Source organism: Ruegeria sp. F5 (assembly GCF_056533845.1).
Genome location: NZ_JBQFOU010000005.1, coordinates 309,793 through 327,928 on the forward strand (window position 1 = coordinate 309,793; position 18,136 = coordinate 327,928).

The 18,136-nt window shown below is 52.9% G+C and carries 15 protein-coding genes and 1 tRNA gene; 7 read left to right on the top strand and 9 right to left on the bottom strand.

What is annotated here, in order from left to right; all coding sequences use genetic code 11:
• Window positions 1–59: 59 nt before the first annotated feature.
• Together ACR0K1_RS10430 and ACR0K1_RS10435 are read right to left on the bottom strand one after the other, a co-directional pair.
• Window positions 60–1,880: an ABC transporter transmembrane domain-containing protein gene (locus ACR0K1_RS10430; RefSeq protein ID WP_480850456.1), complete on the bottom strand. Its 1,821-nt coding sequence runs from the start codon at window positions 1,878–1,880 to the stop codon at window positions 60–62.
• Window positions 1,881–2,146: 266 nt separating this feature from the next.
• A tRNA-Gly gene (locus ACR0K1_RS10435) sits at window positions 2,147–2,220 on the bottom strand.
• A gap of 105 nt (window positions 2,221–2,325) precedes the next feature.
• On the opposite strand from ACR0K1_RS10435, the gene ACR0K1_RS10440 reads away from it, so the two are divergent.
• Window positions 2,326–3,096: a TIGR01458 family HAD-type hydrolase gene (locus ACR0K1_RS10440; RefSeq protein ID WP_480850458.1), complete on the top strand. Its 771-nt coding sequence runs from the start codon at window positions 2,326–2,328 to the stop codon at window positions 3,094–3,096.
• Window positions 3,097–3,440: 344 nt separating this feature from the next.
• Here ACR0K1_RS10440 and ACR0K1_RS10445 read toward each other — a convergent pair whose 3' ends face one another.
• Window positions 3,441–5,027 (bottom strand): ATP-binding protein, encoded by a 1,587-nt coding sequence (locus tag ACR0K1_RS10445; protein ID WP_480850460.1) that lies wholly within the window; start codon window positions 5,025–5,027, stop codon window positions 3,441–3,443.
• Window positions 5,028–5,573: 546 nt separating this feature from the next.
• Here ACR0K1_RS10445 and ACR0K1_RS10450 point away from each other — a divergent pair.
• The gene (locus ACR0K1_RS10450) at window positions 5,574–7,241 is read left to right on the top strand and encodes a hypothetical protein (protein ID WP_171181334.1); all 1,668 of its coding nucleotides are present in this window, start codon (window positions 5,574–5,576) and stop codon (window positions 7,239–7,241) included.
• A gap of 487 nt (window positions 7,242–7,728) precedes the next feature.
• On the opposite strand, the gene ACR0K1_RS10455 is transcribed toward ACR0K1_RS10450, so the two are convergent.
• The gene (locus tag ACR0K1_RS10455) at window positions 7,729–8,238 is read right to left on the bottom strand and encodes an HNH endonuclease signature motif containing protein (RefSeq protein ID WP_480850463.1); all 510 of its coding nucleotides are present in this window, start codon (window positions 8,236–8,238) and stop codon (window positions 7,729–7,731) included.
• 656 nt (window positions 8,239–8,894) lie between these two features.
• On the opposite strand from ACR0K1_RS10455, the gene ACR0K1_RS10460 reads away from it, so the two are divergent.
• Together ACR0K1_RS10460 and ACR0K1_RS10465 are read left to right on the top strand one after the other, a co-directional pair.
• Window positions 8,895–9,290, top strand: a complete 396-nt coding sequence (locus ACR0K1_RS10460) for a lysozyme inhibitor LprI family protein (protein ID WP_480850465.1) — start codon at window positions 8,895–8,897, stop codon at window positions 9,288–9,290.
• A gap of 179 nt (window positions 9,291–9,469) precedes the next feature.
• Window positions 9,470–10,114 (top strand): hypothetical protein, encoded by a 645-nt coding sequence (locus tag ACR0K1_RS10465; protein WP_480850467.1) that lies wholly within the window; start codon window positions 9,470–9,472, stop codon window positions 10,112–10,114.
• 30 nt (window positions 10,115–10,144) lie between these two features.
• Here ACR0K1_RS10465 and ACR0K1_RS10470 read toward each other — a convergent pair whose 3' ends face one another.
• The 4 genes from ACR0K1_RS10470 to ACR0K1_RS10485 all read right to left on the bottom strand — a co-directional run bounded on the left by ACR0K1_RS10470 (window position 10,145) and on the right by ACR0K1_RS10485 (window position 13,164).
• A complete protein-coding gene (locus tag ACR0K1_RS10470) occupies window positions 10,145–10,459 on the bottom strand; it encodes a hypothetical protein (RefSeq protein WP_480850469.1) in 315 nt (104 codons plus the stop codon).
• A gap of 97 nt (window positions 10,460–10,556) precedes the next feature.
• Window positions 10,557–11,678, bottom strand: coding sequence for an alpha/beta hydrolase (locus ACR0K1_RS10475; protein WP_480850471.1), 1,122 nt, complete (start codon window positions 11,676–11,678; stop codon window positions 10,557–10,559).
• Window positions 11,679–11,806: 128 nt separating this feature from the next.
• Window positions 11,807–12,553, bottom strand: a complete 747-nt coding sequence (locus tag ACR0K1_RS10480; protein ID WP_480850473.1) for a bestrophin-like domain — start codon at window positions 12,551–12,553, stop codon at window positions 11,807–11,809.
• Window positions 12,554–12,843: 290 nt separating this feature from the next.
• Window positions 12,844–13,164, bottom strand: coding sequence for a hypothetical protein (locus ACR0K1_RS10485; RefSeq protein WP_480850475.1), 321 nt, complete (start codon window positions 13,162–13,164; stop codon window positions 12,844–12,846).
• A 522-nt stretch (window positions 13,165–13,686) separates the two neighbouring features.
• Here ACR0K1_RS10485 and gltX point away from each other — a divergent pair.
• Genes gltX through ACR0K1_RS10500 form a run of 3 tightly spaced genes read left to right on the top strand, consistent with a single transcriptional unit; the run spans window position 13,687 to window position 17,608 of the window.
• Window positions 13,687–15,339, top strand: coding sequence for a glutamate--tRNA ligase (gene gltX, locus ACR0K1_RS10490; RefSeq protein WP_480850477.1), 1,653 nt, complete (start codon window positions 13,687–13,689; stop codon window positions 15,337–15,339).
• A 50-nt stretch (window positions 15,340–15,389) separates the two neighbouring features.
• Complete coding sequence (locus tag ACR0K1_RS10495; protein WP_480850479.1) at window positions 15,390–16,511, top strand: ANL family adenylate-forming protein; 1,122 nt, start codon at window positions 15,390–15,392, stop codon at window positions 16,509–16,511.
• Window positions 16,508–17,608, top strand: a complete 1,101-nt coding sequence (locus ACR0K1_RS10500) for a thiolase family protein (protein ID WP_480850481.1) — start codon at window positions 16,508–16,510, stop codon at window positions 17,606–17,608. The genes ACR0K1_RS10495 and ACR0K1_RS10500 overlap by 4 nt, the downstream gene beginning before the upstream one ends.
• Before the next feature lie 44 nt (window positions 17,609–17,652).
• Here ACR0K1_RS10500 and ACR0K1_RS10505 read toward each other — a convergent pair whose 3' ends face one another.
• The gene (locus ACR0K1_RS10505) at window positions 17,653–18,126 is read right to left on the bottom strand and encodes a phosphoribosyl-AMP cyclohydrolase (RefSeq protein ID WP_480850483.1); all 474 of its coding nucleotides are present in this window, start codon (window positions 18,124–18,126) and stop codon (window positions 17,653–17,655) included.
• Window positions 18,127–18,136: the final 10 nt, after the last annotated feature.

Below are 18,136 nucleotides of genomic sequence, written 5' to 3' on the forward strand. Positions count from 1 at the left end.
GGTTTGGCGGAAAAAGTAGAATGACGCTGCGACGAAACGCGCGCTGTCCCTACGTCAGCTTATTCCGCCGCGACACCGTCGGTGAATTGCAGGCGGGCCAGACGCGCATAGAGACCATCCTGCGCCACCAGATCGGCATGGGTGCCCTGGGCCACGATCCGCCCGGCCTCCATCACCACGATCCGGTCGGCCTTTTTGACCGTCGCCAGCCGATGCGCCACGATCAGCGTGGTACGTCCGGCGCGCATCTGATCCACCGCGCCCTGCACCGCACGTTCGCTTTCCGCATCCAGCGCCGAGGTCGCCTCGTCCAGCAGCAGCACCGGCGCGTCGCGCAGGATCGCGCGCGCGATGGCGATGCGCTGTTTCTGCCCACCCGACAGCATCACGCCGCGTTCGCCGACAAAGCTGTCATAGCCTTCGGGCAGTTTCGCCATGAATTCATGCGCGGCGGCGGCGCGGGCGGCGGCCTCGACCTCGGCATCTGTGGCGTCCAGACGGCCAAAGCGGATGTTTTCCCGTGCCGAGGCGGCAAAGATCACCGGGTCCTGCGGCACCAGCGCCATATGAGTGCGGAAATCGGCACGGTCCAGATCGCGCAGGTCCTGACCGTCCAGCGTGACACGGCCCGTATTGGGATCGTAGAACCGTTGGATCATCTGGATCACGGTTGTCTTACCGGCGCCCGAGGGGCCGACAAAGGCCACAGTTTCACCGGGGCTGACATGCAGCGACATGTGATCCAGCGCCACGACATCGGGGCGCGAGGGGTAGCGGAAGGTCACATCCTCGAACCGGATCTCGCCGCGCACCGGGGCGGGCAAGACCCCGGCACGCGCCGGGTCTGTCACGGTGTCCTGCGCATTCAGCAGTTCGACCAGACGTTCGGTGGCCCCGGCGGCACGTTGAAGTTCGCTCCATATTTCAGACAGAGCAGCGACCGATCCGGCCATGATGATGGAATAGATCACGAACTGGATCAGAACGCCCTCGGTCATGACACCGTTGCGCACATCGTTCGCGCCCATCCACAGAACGCCGACAATGCCGGAAAAGACCAGAAAGATCACGATGACCGTCAGCACCGCCCGGGTCTGGATGCGGCGCAGAGAAACTTTGTACGAAGTTTCCGTCATCTCACCGAACTGTCTGCGGCTGGCCTGTTCGTGGGTAAAGGCCTGCACGGTCTGTACCGCGCCCAACGCCTCGCCCGCGTTGCCGGATGAGGCCGCGATCCAGTCCTGATTTTCACGGCTGATTGCGCGCAGGCGTCTGCCCAGCACCAGAATCGGCACGACGACCAACGGAATCAGCAGCAACACCATCGCCGTCAGCTTGGCCGAGGTCAGCAGCATCAGAACCAGCCCACCGATGAACATCAGCATGTTGCGCAGGGCGATGGACACCGAAGACCCGATCACCGACTGGATCAGCGTGGTGTCGGTGGTGATCCGGCTCAGCACCTCGCCCGTCATGATGCGTTCGTAAAATTCCGGGCTCATGCCGATGACACGGTCGAACACCGCCTTGCGGATATCGGCCACCACACGCTCGCCCAGCCGGGTCACAAGCGCGTAGCGGATGCCAGTGCCCACCGCCAGAATCCCGGCAATGCCCAGCGCGGCCAGAAAGTACCAGTCCAGCAGTTCGCCGTCCTGAATGCGGAAATTGTCCACCACGCGGCGGACAGCCAGCGGCAGGGTCAGTGTCATGCTGGCCGTCAGGATCAGCGCAAGCGTCGCGCCCGCCATAAGCAGCTTGTACGGCTTCATGAAAGGCCAGAGCGACGCCAGAACGCCCAGCTTTTTCGAGCCCGCGCGTTCTTCGCTCGCTCCGGGGGCTGGTGCGGTAGCTGGGCTGGCGGCTGTATTTCTAGCCATGTCTGGCCTTTGCGCTGAGTTTCTATCCGGGTGCATGCTTCTTGGCTTTAGCAACTCGCCGGGTCAAGCTGAACGACACAAATCAAGGGCCGACAAGGGCCATTTGACGCAGGATTTTCGGGGGCTGAGGTGGAGCGGGTAGACGGAATCGAACCGACATAGCCTGCTTGGAAGGCAAACGTTTAAAGCACCAATTAGCCAATATTATTAATAAGTTGACGTGAAAAAGCAAAACACTTTGCAGGCGATGTGTCGGTGATTATTTTTGGAGCGGGTAGACGGAATCGAACCGACATAGCCTGCTTGGAAGGCAGGGGCTTTACCATTAAGCTATACCCGCTCAAGGTTTCGCCTTCCTATGTGATGGCCAAGTGGGCGTCAAGAGCGAACTATCAGCGGGCCAATTTGGCCCCAAAAAAGCTGTTCTGGATTGTGCGAGGCTGGTATGGCGCGCGGCGTTTTGCTCGATATCGCTGGAGTTTTGTATCAGGGTGACCAACCGCTGCCAGGTGCTGCCGAAGCGGTCTCGAGCCTTCGAAACGCGGGGCTACCGATCCGTTTCCTAACAAACTCAACCCGCCGGCCAAAGCGCACGATATTGGACAAGCTTCGCGGCTTTGGAATAGACGCATCTTCTGACGAAGTCCTGACACCGGCGGCCGCTGCATGTTCCTGGCTTGAAAAGAACGGATACGCGCCGCATCTGCTGATTCATCCAGATTTGGAGGAAGACTTTGCAACCTGCCGGAAGTCAGATCCCTGCGCGGTCATCGTTGGAGATGCCGGTCCCTACTTCACCTATGAAAGGCTGAACGCTGCCTTTCGTCTAATCAAAGATGGCGCGCCTTTTCTTGCTTTGGCGTCCAACAGGATCTTTCGTGATGCAGATGGCGAACTCAGCATGGATGCGGGCGCATTTGTTCGGGCGCTCGAGTATTCGAGCGGCACAAAGGCACTTCTGTTCGGCAAACCCGCACCTGCCTTTTTCCACGCCGCTGCCAACAGCATAAAACGAGACCCTGCGAAGGTCATAATGGTCGGCGATGATGCCGAAAACGATATCGCAGGCGCTTTGAAAGCAGGATTGGGAGCCGCCATTCTTCTCCGAACGGGAAAGTATCAAGCAGGAGATGAAGCGCGACACCAGCCGCGACCGTCATCAACAGAAGAATCCATACTTTCCGCTGCCAGGCAGATTTTAGACCGAACCGATTAACCGACGACAAGAAGATAATTTTGCAGCAACTATACCGCATTCAGAAAGTGCGCAGGCACCATAGTTAGGCATCAATACTCATTGCAATCGCCTTTGAATCTTCCAATGCCGCGGCGATGCGAATGTGTCATAGAACACTGTAAACAGAGCCGCGATTTGGCCACACAGCCGACGTTCGCGGCAGGCGCGAAAAACCCGCTGCAAACGCAAAGCGACCCGCCGGGAGGGCGGGAACCGGACTTTCGCCGCAGTTGCAATAATCCAAGACATCATTTGCGAGAGCGGACATTCAATCAACTGATTTAGAACAGGCAGATTGCGCGTTCGATTCTCAACACCCGGTGCTATTTCCCTGTGGGCTGTTTGTTTCCGTCGTTCGCAAAATACAACTCATCCACCCGTGCAATTGCCTTCCTGACAATCCCAAGCCAACTGTGCTTCTTTGTTTCAATGATTTTCCAGCAAACATCCAGCACTGACAGCAGGTCGTCCAGAGAGAGTTCCGGCTTGTCTTCCAGTCCAGTAATCGCACGTGCGACATCAGCCGCTGTCTGCGGTGTCTTTGGTTCTGGCTTTTTGCCGCTGTTGATTTCGGCCAGGTACTCAAGTGCGGATCCGCCAGCTTTTTGATATGGGCTGATTTTACCGAGAGCACGATCTGCGTAGGTTTGCCTACGTTTGTCCGGCGCCTTGGTCGTGAGAATGAAATCTGCAAGACCCTTGCGATCAAGCCCGGCCTTCTCGCCATAAAATTGCATTGGCAACCAAGCCCCGTTGCTCACTTCGACTGCACAACGCACATAGTCCTTGGGATCGTAAGGCGAAGTTCCGTCGAGGAAATCGCGTATCAGGTCGGTCGGTGTTGCAAACCCTTTGTGGAGAACACCACCGGCCCCGTCCACAGCCTGAACCTCTCCGACCAGTTTCAGTGTAGGTTCGCCTTCCTTCTCATCGAATTCGCCCTCACGGATGAACTTGATCTTGTCTAGGAGGTCTTCTCCGATCACGATGGATCGCTTTTCATCGCTTAAATTGCCATCTGCAAGGTCCGCGACCATAGCATCACGTGGGCCGAGTTGGAGAAGCTTTTCCACCATCGGAAGTATCTGCTCTCTGGCCTGACGATCACGTTCGTCGAGAATTGACCGCAGATCGCTGTACTTGATGCGGGCTGACTGCCCCGGATAACGAAAAAAGATGTCTCCTTCCTTTACTTGATCACCGTCGCCTTTTTGCGAAATCACGGGGCGCGAGCCATGCTGATGAACGTACATGATGCCCACTGTCATTCCGTCAATTTCAAGAACACCGATCTCGACTTTTGGCGTAGGATCGAACGTTGATTTTATGCGCTTGGTGAAATCTGCCGGATCGGCATTCGGGAAATCAGCCCCCTTGAGCCCGGTCACCTTGTAACTTTCGGGATCGACTTTCCCGCCGGTTACCTTTTTGTCTTTGACTCCGAAGACAATGTAGCCACCTGAGTTATTGGCGAGTGCCGCGACAGCCCGAAGCCATTTCCCTGCGTGCTTGAAACCGAAGTCCTGCTTGCACTCGTGAGTTTCGCTTTCGCCAAACTTGAACCGCCAAACACCGCCGTCATCCTTTTCGAACATTGCGGCAAGGGTGGCTTCAATCATCGGACCGCTTTCAGGAACCATCAGCGATCCCGCGCTTGGGACCACCACCGACGCGGTAACACCGGTCGCTTTGAATGCTTTCAGGAATGCATCAAGCGTGTTGTCATTGGCCGCGCCAATCTTTGATGAATCGCTGTAGCTGCCGTTCTTGATGCCGGTGATCCTGCCAGAATTTACGGAGCGGTCAGGTCGGTTGAAGAAGAACTGAATGTCCTTGTTCTTCATGCCTCGCGCAGCCATCGCCTTGATGAGCGCGATTTCTTGATCGGTAATACTGCGTTGTTTGGCCATCAGTTTTGCCTTGCTTTTGCCAGATCAACAAACCCAGAGGCGTCCATCAGCCAGGCCTACTGGGGAGGCCGATACCGGGCACATCGTAGGTGTTCCATGTGCCGCTGCCAATGTCCGCAATTCGGAAGTCGCACTGCGGCGCTGGCAAATGATCTGGATGACAGCATTGGGCCGGACAATCATGCCGCGTTTGCAAACACATTGAACAAGGGCAAAGTCGGCAATGGGCTCTTTACCGCCACTCGAAGCACATCGCAGAGAACGGCAGCAGCGAGCCCATTTTACCGAATGCTGCGGGCAGCACCGGCGGCCACTTTGCCGATCTTGCAGTCATTCGCTGCGCGTGCAGCAATTCGTTCGGAACATTTCCTACGACGGGCAAGGCGGACGCCAACCGGAAATTCGGCACGGGTCGCTCTAACGACGACACAGCTGACAAAGCAGGAATTTGCGATTATCGGAAATTCGAACTATTATCCGTGTTTGTTTTGCCACGTTAAATCATATTAAAATCATGCCGGCCCATACTTCTACGCGGAGATTACCATGTCGAGTAGCGACTTAACGGACAGAGAAGTCAAAAAACGGCCAAAACCGGAGCTAAATGAACGTTGGTGGAAGAGCGCTTGGCCAGGAGACAAACAGCCGGGCAACTACGCTCCTATGATTTTCTCAATAAAGGATTACAAGAAGGCACTTCGAGGGTCTTCAAAGGATGACTTAATCTCAGCGCTGGAGGACCTAAAGCGGAAAACAGAAGCGTTGAGAAAGGATGCAAAATCGTCTTTTCGGAAGGAAAAAAACAGAGAGAAAGCCATAACTACGGATCTGGACAAGTTTGATAAGCTTGTTGATGCTGAAATCGCACGAACACAGAAGGTTGGCACAGCCACTCGCGAAGTTTTTCGGTTTAACTTCGGGAACCGAGTAGAGGCAGCCCTAAAATCGGACAAATATGCTTCGGGAATGGTTTTCAAGTCAGATGACGTAAGAATCGAACTGCTTGAAGCCATGGTCCAAGATTTGGATACAAAAAACCTGCTGAACGCGCTATTTGCAGAATACTCTCAGCCTCTCGAACGCCGGGTCAAGGTCGCGGCAACCGAAATACGGAAAATGGCCAAGGAACGGGTTGGCAAGCATCGTGGCACGACTTGCGAGAAGGCGGTCGAAATCATTAACATCCATGCCGGGACATTGGCAGTAGAACACCACAAGGCACCAACCAACGTTCTGCGGAAGGCTGGTCTCAATGCGGCCATGGAGGCAGAGTACAAAAAAGCTCTGAAAAAGCGCCGAAAACAGATAGCAAAGTCAGCGGCGATGACCGGGTTAGCTGGAGCAGCAATTGCCTTGCCGGGGACACAACCCCTTGCAATCTATGCCTGCGCCAGGTCAGCAGCCGGTTTGGCTCAGCAAATCGTTGAGCATAATCTTAGTATTAGCAAAGCAGCATCTTTGCTCGAAAAGAAACTAAAATTGCTTCAAAGGAATTTCTCCGTCGCATCTTCCGAGTTGAAAGGCTTAACGACGCTGGCTTCTGCCGCATCCGAGGTAGGCTCCGCAGGCGGAGGGGTATCAGAGAAACGGAAACGCAAAAAAGCAAAACGTAGTGTAGCGGAGACCGGCAGCACTACCTTTAACGCCCTGATCGGTGTTGATTTATTCCCCACGTTGGAGAAGGCGACAGCGGATCTGAAGACCCTGAAAATGAACACGAGGCACGGTGGATTCCAAGCCCAGAAACTGATTGATGAAGTGATGGACATGTTGGACGCGATTGACGATTTGAAAAAAATCGCCAAGTTTCCAAAGGCACCAAACAAGGAGTTTTTCTATACCAAAGTGTACAAAGACCTGGATCAATGCATGAACGAGTTTGCTCGTCCGCTTGACAAACTTCTCAAAAGCGCAACCAAGATATCAGGTCGCTATCACACTGTGGAGCAAAAAATCAAATCACTTGATGCAACGCTCAAACGGATTGGAAACATATCAAAGGCACAGGAGCGGGCCAATTTGGTGGCGAAGACGCTCGTGGAATTGTCGGCAATCGCAGGAGGGGGTGCGGCTGACGCGTCTGCTGCAATCGCGTATGCCGAGGCATCAGTAACACTGGCGGAGAAGGTGGCAGCAGGATCTATCGCCATAGTCGGAACCGCTGATGAATTGAAATCCAAGGTGAAAGACCTCAATGATTTTGCCAACAGTTGAATCTTGGCGGCGAAGACAAGAGATATCCTGAGTATCGGAACGAGCATTGTCCCATTCCCTTCAAGTGTCATGAGAACATCGAAACTGTGAGGCTTAATTTCTACGATTTGGCAATCCGGATTCAAGTAATCAGCCGCAATGACAAATGTTGGTGGCCATCTTATTCTGTTTATTGCAAGGATGGGTTGGATAACTTGCATTGGACTTGTTGCTGAAATTCACAGAAACTAGTCCAAAGTCCGTTCTGGGGTCGGACAAACCACGCTACCGACATTGCGTGTGAAAAAAGTAATCAGTCCGACGGCGGCAATGCGCAGAAAGCGCCAGTTCACCGCTCGAGACCGAACGACGGGAAAGTCCGCTCACCTGCTATTTGTCGCCACGTGCTGAAAGTCCGGATTTTGAAACTCGCGACCTGACGCATGGGCGAAAGACTGAAGCGTGATCAACGGCCGATAAGGGCTCTGACCGCCAGTCGGTTCGAGCCTTATGCAGTCGTCGCGCCCTTCGCAGCTTTGAGAAAGTTCGCGAGGTCTCTAGCAGCCTTTGGTCCGTATTGGTCGTATTCGTTTCGGATCTTGACGGCGTTACAAAATAGTTTCGTTTTCGCGTTGAAACCACAGCAGCGGAAACGGTAAGCGAATTCAGTTTTCGAAATATATGGGAACTTTGTTCTTGGCCGACGGCGTATACCAGTAATGTTTTTTGAATGAGTTGTCTCTCTTAGGTAATTCCATCGATTATCGAGCTTGTTCCCATTCCTGTGGTCAATCAGGTGAGGCCATCTGCCCATCATCAATGCGAACGCCAGGCGATGCTGGTAGATTTTTACGCCTTGGAAATCTACACACAAATACCCACGCAGTTCAGCTCGTAGGACCTTTCCGTAAGTCCCCTTAATGTCACCAGTTTCAGGCTCGTATTCGTATCTGTCTCGAAGCTCAGCGATCGACGGCAGCTCGTGCTTTCGCATCGCGTTACCGTGCGGTTCATTCATGGTTTGATTTTCCTGTGCTGACAGTAGGTGTTGTAGATCCGTCGTCGTCAGGTGATTTTACTTCGTTCCGTTTAGAAAGCCTACCTGGAAAAGCCCGCTTTGTCCGGCATTGTTCGTTTTCATCACCCTGAGGTACATGGTCTGCAACCGACCGAAAGCCGCCGAATGCATCCGCAGCGCTTAAGCTGAGCGGCGATGTCGGCTCGGGGCTCATAGCGGTAGTTCATCAAGTTTGGTCGAATGTCTGCTTCTGCGGGGAAAGCTCCAATTCGCTGCCGAGCAGCGTCACGGTTGTAGAACTTGAGAACTGCGCAGAAACCAGACATGACGTATCTGTTGAGCATTATGCTTCAAAGGAATTGAGAGCAGCTATTGAAGGCACTGAGAGCCAAGACTTTTGCTCCGCGCTTTCAGATTTTCCTGAAGGGCGTTCTTGAGATGTCCATGGTGAAATCGGTTGCAGACGAGTGTGAAATCCTACGCCAAGCAGAGAGCGGCCGTCTGCATCGTGCACATCGAATGCAGGCGAAGAAGACGCATTAACAGTGTGATCCGGCTCTCCGGTGTCTGCTGTTGAGCATTTGGTAAAATGGTGTTTTCTGGGTGGACAACGATATCTTCACCACTGAGCACACACAGATGCAATGGATTCTTAAATGAAAAAAGTTACGCTGGTTTCTTCAATTGTATTGTTTTCGTCTATGGCGCAATCATTTGCGGACACAGCTATGGAGTGTGGTGTCCAAGTCTCCAGCCAAGCTGAGATTGCCTCCTGCGTCGACGCGCAAGTTCGCATTCTCAATCAAGCGCTGGAGCAGGCAATTGGTTTTGCACAAGACGCAGCCAGCGAACTGGACCGTGTTACTGAACGCGATGTTGCTCTGCCCGCTTTGGAAGCAGCACAAACAGCCTGGATAGCTTATCGTGATGCACAATGCAGCTATAGTGCTGCATTGTTCGGTGGTGGGTCCGGGGCTGGTATTGCTGAAGGCGCATGCCATGTTGCGATGACCCGTTCACGGATCGCTGAGCTCATGGATTCCCTTCCATGATTCCACATCTACTCCGATTCAGCGTTTGTGCGACTATCGTCGCTGCAATCTGCGCAAGTGCCACGTCAGCCGAAGAACCTGTTCCCGAGTTTGCAGAAGATGACCCAGCGCAGATATGGATTGATGGAGATGCAATCCATTATTCGGGTGCAATCTCAATCGACTCACAGGACGTTTTCTTGGATTTCGTTGCGACGGAAGACACGTCAGGTCTTAGGCGTTTTGTGATCAACTCACTTGGCGGCGATACCCACGTTGGTCGTGTCATTGGCCGCTGGATCTATGATCGAGGCCTGGAGGTTGTCGTTGATGCGATCTGCTTTTCTTCCTGCGCCAACTACGTTTTTCCGGCAGGGACATCTCGCAGCATCCGTGCCGACTCTTTCGTGGGTTGGCATGGCTCTGAAACGCAATACGAGGTTACCGCTTTGAGTATTCCCGGAAAGAGTGGCGAGGTTCTCGAACGAGAGTCGCTTCGAGCGGCACTCCTCCCAGTCTTGCCAGAAGATGCCTCTGACGCGGACATTGAGCAGGCAGTAGATCAGCAAATCGAGTTGGCAAACGCCTCGCGACAAGACGAAGCGGAGTTCTTCGCAACTCTCGGCATTAACGCCGAGTTCACTGTGCACGGCCTTCGCCCCGGCAATATTGAGGCTTGGCGTCAAAGTGGGCGAGCAGGTTGGACATATAGCTTGGAGGACATGAAGCGTCTTGGTTTGGGTCCGGTTCAGTACCTGGGTGCGGGAGACTATGCGACCAGTCGGCAAGTGATACGAAACGTGTTTGTTGCGCCGTTAGATCCCGAAGATGCACCGGCACAGTAGAGATTGAATCTCATCAAGCGCCATCAAGGTTCAAAAACACTGGAGATCGACGGCAATGCGAACGGGCTGCGCTCCTGCGATATACGCGTCCAGTTCACGGTTCGGTTTAGGTGATGCATAACACCCGGTCAAAACACCCGCTGCTTCCAGTGCTCGCTGCACCATTTTCTGTTGCTCGTCCCTATCAGAGGGGTTTTCTGTATCAAGCGTCACAACAGCTTCATCATCGGATTGTTGCACAGTTGCTGCGATACCATCGATCACATAGACGGGCTCCGTCAGATCATCAGAAGTTATGTCACATCCGGACGTGATGATAAGCAGCAGGGCCAGTACTCGTTTCACTGTTATTCCTCCAAAAATACGTGTTGCTCAGAGGCGTTATTGGTCATCGCCGCGCCAATCAAACTTGCCAATTAGCGCTGTCTGTCGCTTGAGCCTCTCAGTTGCTTAAGTTTTCCACTGTGTTCGGGATAAGTTGCAGCGCATCCAGCACAATGGTGTCGGTCCGCTTTTCCGAATATCCATGCTGCTGCAATGTGCGTCCTACGAGTTGCACCACTTCGGGTGAGCCCGCAAACTTGGAATGCGACCCGGTTCTGGAATCATCTATATCGCTGAGATCAATGACAGTGATGCCAAGTCCGGCCAGTTCGTCCACCTCGGCATCTCCAACGCGGTCGATGCCCCCGGCAACCCGGCGCGAGAGCCCCAATGCGGCGTCGCCTTCGGAAATGAGGACATAAAGATTTCCAGGGTTATTGGTAATCTGGCTGAGTTGAGACGCGAACACGTCCACGTCTATGTCCGGCGCTGCAAACAGAATGTTCCTTAGACGCCCAGAACTGCCGAGCGATCCTTGCAAGTCTGACTGAACCATGACCTCTGTGACCAAAAGCGTTCCCATGGAATGTGCAAATACATCGAAGCCGGAGGCATTTGTTTGAACTATCAGACCGGACGCCTCTTCCAACAACGGTCTGGCCGCGAGGACACTGTTCAGGTCATAAGCGTATTTCGCAACCTGACCGGCGGAAGCCCAGGAAAACAGAACCGGCACGCCTTCAAATCCGGAATCTTCGACGAATTGTGCGACGCGTAAGACTGCGTCACTCAGTGTATTGTTGTAGCCATGGACAAAGACCAACACGTCTCGGTTGTCTCGCGGTCTTTCGGAGAGTGCGCTGTTGATTTTTGCCACAAACCCCGAGCTGTCCTGAAATACTATTGGATCAACGACCGTAAAGTCCCGGCTGGCGTCCGGGGGGAGCTTCCGAGGACGCGTGATTTCACCGGGCTGGTGGTTGGGTGGGATCGTCACTGTGACAACTGCCAATCCCAACTCGTCAGATCTTTCTGACGAAAATAACTCAGCGGTATCGGGCGAGGTTGAACGTGTTGTGGCTATGAATATGTCGTGACGAGAGGCCTGCGCGTCAACTTCAGGGCTACTGTCAGGATCGGCGACACCAATCAGGTCAGGAGGGCGAGAACAGGCGGCAATCAAAAAAGCTGCCGAGATAAACACAGGAAGAAGAATTCGAAAGAAATGCGTCGCAATCATGCTCTTTCGCTCTCGATGACCGCCTAACTTGCTTCTGATTTTACCAAGTTCCGGTTTTTCAGATTGTCCATAAGATCTACAAGCTGTTCGAAGGACAAGAGTTGACATAACGCAAGAGATGTAGAGCCTCAATTGCCAAGCTCTTGTGCCAGATCATGGAATAGGACTGGGTCCAAGGCTGCCGGCATACGATAGGGATTGGACATTGCGTAGGTGGTAAATAGGACAAACCCGGTATATGCCGCAAAAGCCCCCAATAGGATGAGGTTCTCTTTGCTTGGGGGGAATGGGAAATACCCGATGGACAAGAGCAGAACGCCGGATATTGCGGCAATCCAAAACAGAGAACTCAAGGACGATTTTGCTTGATATTCTCTGAGATCACGGCTGTCGGAGACGAGATTTAGGTTATCAAGCAAGTTGTCGCGGATGGACTCATGGCGTGCGGTCTTGGGACCAAGCTCTAGTGCCGCATCGTAAGCGATGCCCCAAGCTTCCCATCCTGAATCAAGTAAATCTCCTGTTTCTCCGAGGCTCTCCCATTCCGAGTTAGCAGCAATCGATAAATAATTGCGAAGCGCAGCTTGAATTGCACCCGTTTCTTCCTCGCCATATCTGATAGCGTCGTAATACGCATCAGACACAGCGTTGGTTTCGACGGCGCTCTCGAACGACAATTGTTGGTACTCAACCACTTCGGAGGCAAAGACCAAGGCAAGAACCAGGCTGTGCAAAGCAGCAATTCGGAATAGAATCGATGCAGCAAGGTCTCGCGTTTCTTGGTTCGGGTTCGAGCCGAGTATCAACCGCGCAAGGAAGTAAACGGCGTAAACCGCAAAAACAGTTGTGAGAACGATAAAGACTGCCGTCAGCATTCGGTATTTTGCTCCCACCGATCCTTGCGTCGAAAGACACATCGACGCTGAAACGAAGATGCAACTTTTGTACAAGACAATAAGAAACTGATCTCAAATTCACCCGCTGCCTACACAACTCCCGGATTAGGCGGACAGTTGCCGGAATAGCGGCTTCCAAGTTATGACTGAAGCTCTATCTGTAAGCATTAACGCAACCATGGATCATTCTCACTGTTCAATTACCCCACATGTAAATTTCCCGTATGGCGCGAAAGTCGAAACTGCCAAAAAAACGAAAGGCGCCTATTTCAACTGCCTGGTATCTCCACGCCAAGCTCGCGAAGGAGATGGTAGTAGCCAATAACTGTGAGAACACCGAGCGAGACTGTCGCAACGATCTTGAACAGAAAGCTGTGTTTATGGTGCTTCTCCCGGTCACGATGGCACGTGACATCCATCAATTCATCGCCGAACCAAATTGAAAGGCCGGTCCCGGCAACGGAAACCCCAAGTATTGACCAATATGGCCAAGGCTCGGTCAGTATTGCCTTCAGGAGGCGCGTCAATGCACTGTTATCATAAGCAGATGGAAGAAGTGTCAGTGCCGCGATATTGATCAGGATAGCCAACACCCAAACGACGACTTGAGTCCAGATCGTTCGTGCGCCAAAGAGGAGACGCACCGGGAATGCTATTATGAAACCCCCATCCACCACAGGGGTGCAAAGTACAAAAAAACTCTAGGAAAGAACGGCAATCCAGGCACCTGTTGCAGCGTCGAACTTCCACCAAATATACGCGAAGTAGGCTAATAGAAGCTCTAGGAGCAGAAGAAACCTCCACAGGCTTTCGCGGTGCGTCGCGTGTTTAGATGAAAATGGACGTCTCACGATGATCAGGCCATTTAGTCCAGTGTGGTTTGTGCTGACATTCTATAGTGACCTAGGGCAAGGAATGGAAATCACTTGCACAATTTTTAGGATCCTAGGTTTTTGTAAACTGGACAAGTTCCGCGGTTTTTCGCTGTTGCGGCAGTTGTGAGCTTGAAATCTATAATCCATCGGAAAATTCGATACTCGATCTTCATTTCTTTGAAATTCCAAACACTCTCATCTCATGAAAGATTGCCGTATTTCATGAGGAAACCAAAGTTGCTCAACACAACGCTTCTATTTCCGGAACTACTTAGCGCTCCGGATAAGTTAGAGAACCAGTTCCCAATCCGCGAACTCACTTCCAGAGCTTGGGTCACGCGTGTTGGACCCAGCCCGACAGGGAAAATGCACATTGGTACATTGTATGTTGGGTTGCTGAATTTCATGTTGGCACGCCAGACCCAAGGCGTTTCAATCCTTCGAATCGAAGACACGGACAAGCAAAGAGAAGTCGATGGAGCCACATCGTTCATTGCGGAAAGCCTAAAGGACTTTGGCGTCAAGTTAGATGAGGGGCCAGTCGCCGCGAAAACAGAAGTGGGTGCCTACGGCCCTTACTTCCAGAGTCGCCGGAAGGGAATTTACCAGAGCTTTGCCAAGTTGTTGGTGGAAAAGGGTAAAGCCTACCCGTGTTTTGCAACCAAGGATGAGCTAGAGGAAACGAGGGAAAGACAGCGGTCCTTGGGGTTTCGGACCGGTTACTATGGTGCTTGGGCCACCTGGAGGGACAGAAACTGTGACGATGTTGATCAGGCACTAAAGAGTGGCAAGCCCTGGGTGCTACGGTTCCGGTCACCGGGCCGCCATGAGAATAGAATTGCGTTCAATGACTGTTTGTTTGGGGGGCGCGAGACCTCAGAGAACGACCAAGACGTAGTGATACTGAAGAGTGATGGCCTGCCCACTTATCATTTCGCACATGTCATCGATGACCACTTGATGCGTACAACGCATGTCATTCGCGGTGATGAATGGCTCGCGTCCGTACCTTTACACTTGCAACTGTTTGACGCCTTTGGATGGGTTGCGCCCAAATATGCTCATGTAGCTCCGATCAACAAAATGGATGGCGATTCACGCCGCAAGCTGAGCAAACGAAAGGACCCCGAGGCCAGCGTTAAATACTTCGCGGCGGAAGGATATCCGCGGACACCCGTCCTTGAATATTTACTGACACTAGCGGACTCGAGTTTTGAAGCCTGGCGCAAAGAAAACGCGACAAAATCACTGTTCGAGTTTCCAATCGTCCTTGGGAACTTGCAGACTGGAGGGGGTCCGATTTTTGACTTTGAGAAACTTCAGTTTCTTAGCAAAGAGTACATCGCCAACTTGAGCGCCATCGAAGTCTTCGATCAGGGACTAGCTTGGGCCCAGGAGTTCGATGATGAGTTGGCCACACAGCTTCTGGCAGATCGCGACTACGCCCTTTCCGCTCTTTCAATTGAGAGAGGAGGCGATAATGCCCGCAAGGACATTCGACGCTGGACGGATTTGCGGCGGGAATTAGGGTATTTCTTTGACGACTGGTACTTAATGGATCGCTCCACTGTTGCCGATGAGATCGATTTCTTAGCTGTTGATGAGATAGCAAACTTCGTATCGGATTTCATGGAAACCTATGCCTTTGACGACACTCGTGAGATTTGGTTTAGAAAGCTGAAAGAAACCGCGTTGCGTCACGGTTTTGCGGCCCGTCCGAAAGACTTCAAACGCCAAGCTAGTGACTTCAAGGGTACGGTTGCGCACGCAGCTCAAGTCTTCCGCGTCTTGCTAACGGGAAACTCTACATCACCTGATCTCTACTCAGTCATGCAGACGTTGGGCGAAAGCAGAATAAATCGTCGCCTGAAATCGGGATTGAGCTCGTGAACAACAACTCACGGTTTTGCATTCACACCAATAGCATTGTACTCGACCCATTGGCGCAGGGTGTTTCCGCGTTGATGGAGTGTGTGGAAGCTGGGAAGACAATACGGTCATCGCAAAGGCGTCCAAAAGTGATTTCAACACGCCATGGCGGAGCACAATGGCTTGAATGCGAAACTTCCGGCACTACTGGTGAGCCTAAAGTCATTCGCAGGACGCCAACCAGCTGGATTGCTAGCTTTGAGGTTTCCACGTCCTTGTTCGGTGTTGGCCCTCAAGACCATTATGCAGTATTAGGATCCATCGGTCATTCACTTGGTCTTTACGCAGCCCTCGAAGCGCTCCACGTTGGGGCCAATCTCAGCCTGCTGACAGGACAACCTCCTGCGCGACAGTTGGATACGTTAAATGCGAGGAAAGTCACTTTCCTTTATGCAACACCTACACAGCTTCGAATGCTTGGCGACGTCCATCGCAAAGGGGTAAAATCTAGGCTTGAAAGCGTGCGGCAAGTGCTTGTTGGTGGGGGGAAGCTGTTTGAGGAAGATCAGTTTGCGGTGCAGGACTTTATGCCAAACGCCGACATTTCGGAGTTCTACGGCACCAGCGAGACCAGCTTCGTGACCATTCGCTCAGGCGACGCCGCTAAGGGGTCGGTTGGACGCCCCTACCCCGGCGTCGAACTTCAGTTTAGACGGCAATCACCAGACGACTTGCACGGTGAAGTCTGTGTGACTGGACCCTATATTGCGGAATGCTATGTCGGGCCAAATCCTGGTCCGATAGCAGTGGATGGCATGGTTAGGACCGGCGAGGTCGGCTACCAGGCCGCGGACGGGAACTTACATCTTCTCGGCCGTATCGACAGGATGATCACAGTTTCGGACGTCAACGTTTTCCCCGAGGCAATCGAGCGGGAGGTTTTGAACATTAAGGGTGTGAGCACTTGCGCCGTTGTCACAGTCGATGATGAACACCGCGGCAATCGCATCGTTTGCTTCATTGAAAAGAGTTCACAAGAAGTCGATCCCTCGGAAATTCGAGCACATTGTCGAAAACGCCTGGGTAAGCACCATGTCCCGAAGGAGGTTCGTTTCATCCCAAGGCTTCCAATACTTCCTTCTGGCAAGCCCGACATGAAGCAAATACAAAGCCTAGCGGTGAGTGGAAATTGACCTACTCGGTTCTTTTGTCCGCGCGGCGCAGCCCAATTGCGCCCCGAAACGGAGCTTTCTCCGGTCATTCAATCGAAGAGCTGTCTAAACCAGTCATTCTGGCGGCATTGCGGGATGCCGGTCTCCGACCCTCACAAGTCGACGAACTGATTGCTTCAAATGCCCTAGGTGGTGGCGGAAACCCAGCTCGAATTTTGGCGCTGTATGCCGGATTGAACGAGACAGTCTCGGGTTTGACGATCGATCGCCAATGTGTGGGTGGCTTGGACGCAATACTCCTTGCAGATGCCCTCATACGTTCGGGTCACTGCGATGTCGTCGTCGCTGGTGGCGTCGAAAGCTACTCAAGGTGTCCGGATCGGTATAGGACCTTCGCCGATGGCAGACCGCCAGAGAAGTACGAACAGGCCCAGTTCACGCCCTGGGTCGATCGCGACCCTGATATGGCACAAGCGGCATCGGACTTGGCCGAGAAACTGAGAATTTCCAGATTGGAGCAAGACCAATGGGCGGTCAGCAGTCATGCAAAGGCGCGATGTGCCCCAAAAGATCATTGCGTAGAGATTGGCGGTGTCACAGATGATGGCTTTACAAGATCACTCAACGAAAAACACTGTAAACGCGCACCGATTGTTTGTGGATCCGTAACAGCAGCCAATATGTCAGTCGCTGCCGATGGGGCCGCGTTTGTGGTTTTGGCTTCCGCCACATGGGCCTTTGATCGAGAACTCGAAGGAGTTCGTGTTCTCGGAGGCCAAACATTGGGTGGCAATCCCGTTCTGCCTGGCCTTGCACCCATTTCGGCAATTAGACGATCGCTGGACCGGACAAACCTCACGATGGATGACCTGAAAAGCATTGAAATCATGGAAGCGTTCGCCGTCCAGGCCATCGCCTGTATGAGGGGCGTCAGTGCTACCATCGATAGAGTTAATCAATGGGGCGGTAGTCTTGCGCGGGGCCACCCGATCGGCGCGTCGGGTGCCGTGCTAGCAACACAATTGTTTCATCAGCTCAAAACTACGGGCGGTCCAGGTTTGGCGGCCATCGCAGCTGCCGGCGGCCTTGGTACAAGTCTGGTTCTGGACGCGGGCTAGTGCCCGAGTCCAGACTTATTGGGAATCCCATGCGCGCCAATCGTCTATGGTTCGTAAGGTAAAGACGAATGATGAAGAGTGATGCGAAGATTGCCTTTGGCATCCTCTCGGTAGACCCAGCTTTTGTCGACCTTAGTTGTTTCTCGATTTCGATCCTTAAGAAAAACCGAGCCCATCCACATAAATATGTTGCCATCGACGTAAGAAACGGCTTGCACCGCTTCACAGCTTCGCCAACCTCTCAATGCAAATCCCGTATCAAGTGGATACTCTGGATTATGTCCGATGAAATAGCTTATGGCCCCTTGCTTTGTGCTTCGGAACGTTTTCTCGCCGCTGGCAAGTGTCGGTTTGAAAAGGACAGGGTGATCATCATAGTCGTAAAGCGTATCGATAAGACCCTCAGCAACCTTTGCAGCAGTCTCGATACCGTCTTTTTCATAGGCTTTCGAAATTTCAATCAGCCCGTCGCCCCAACGCGACTGCGCCTTTGCCATTTGTATTTGTTCTTGACCCATTTTGTCCCTC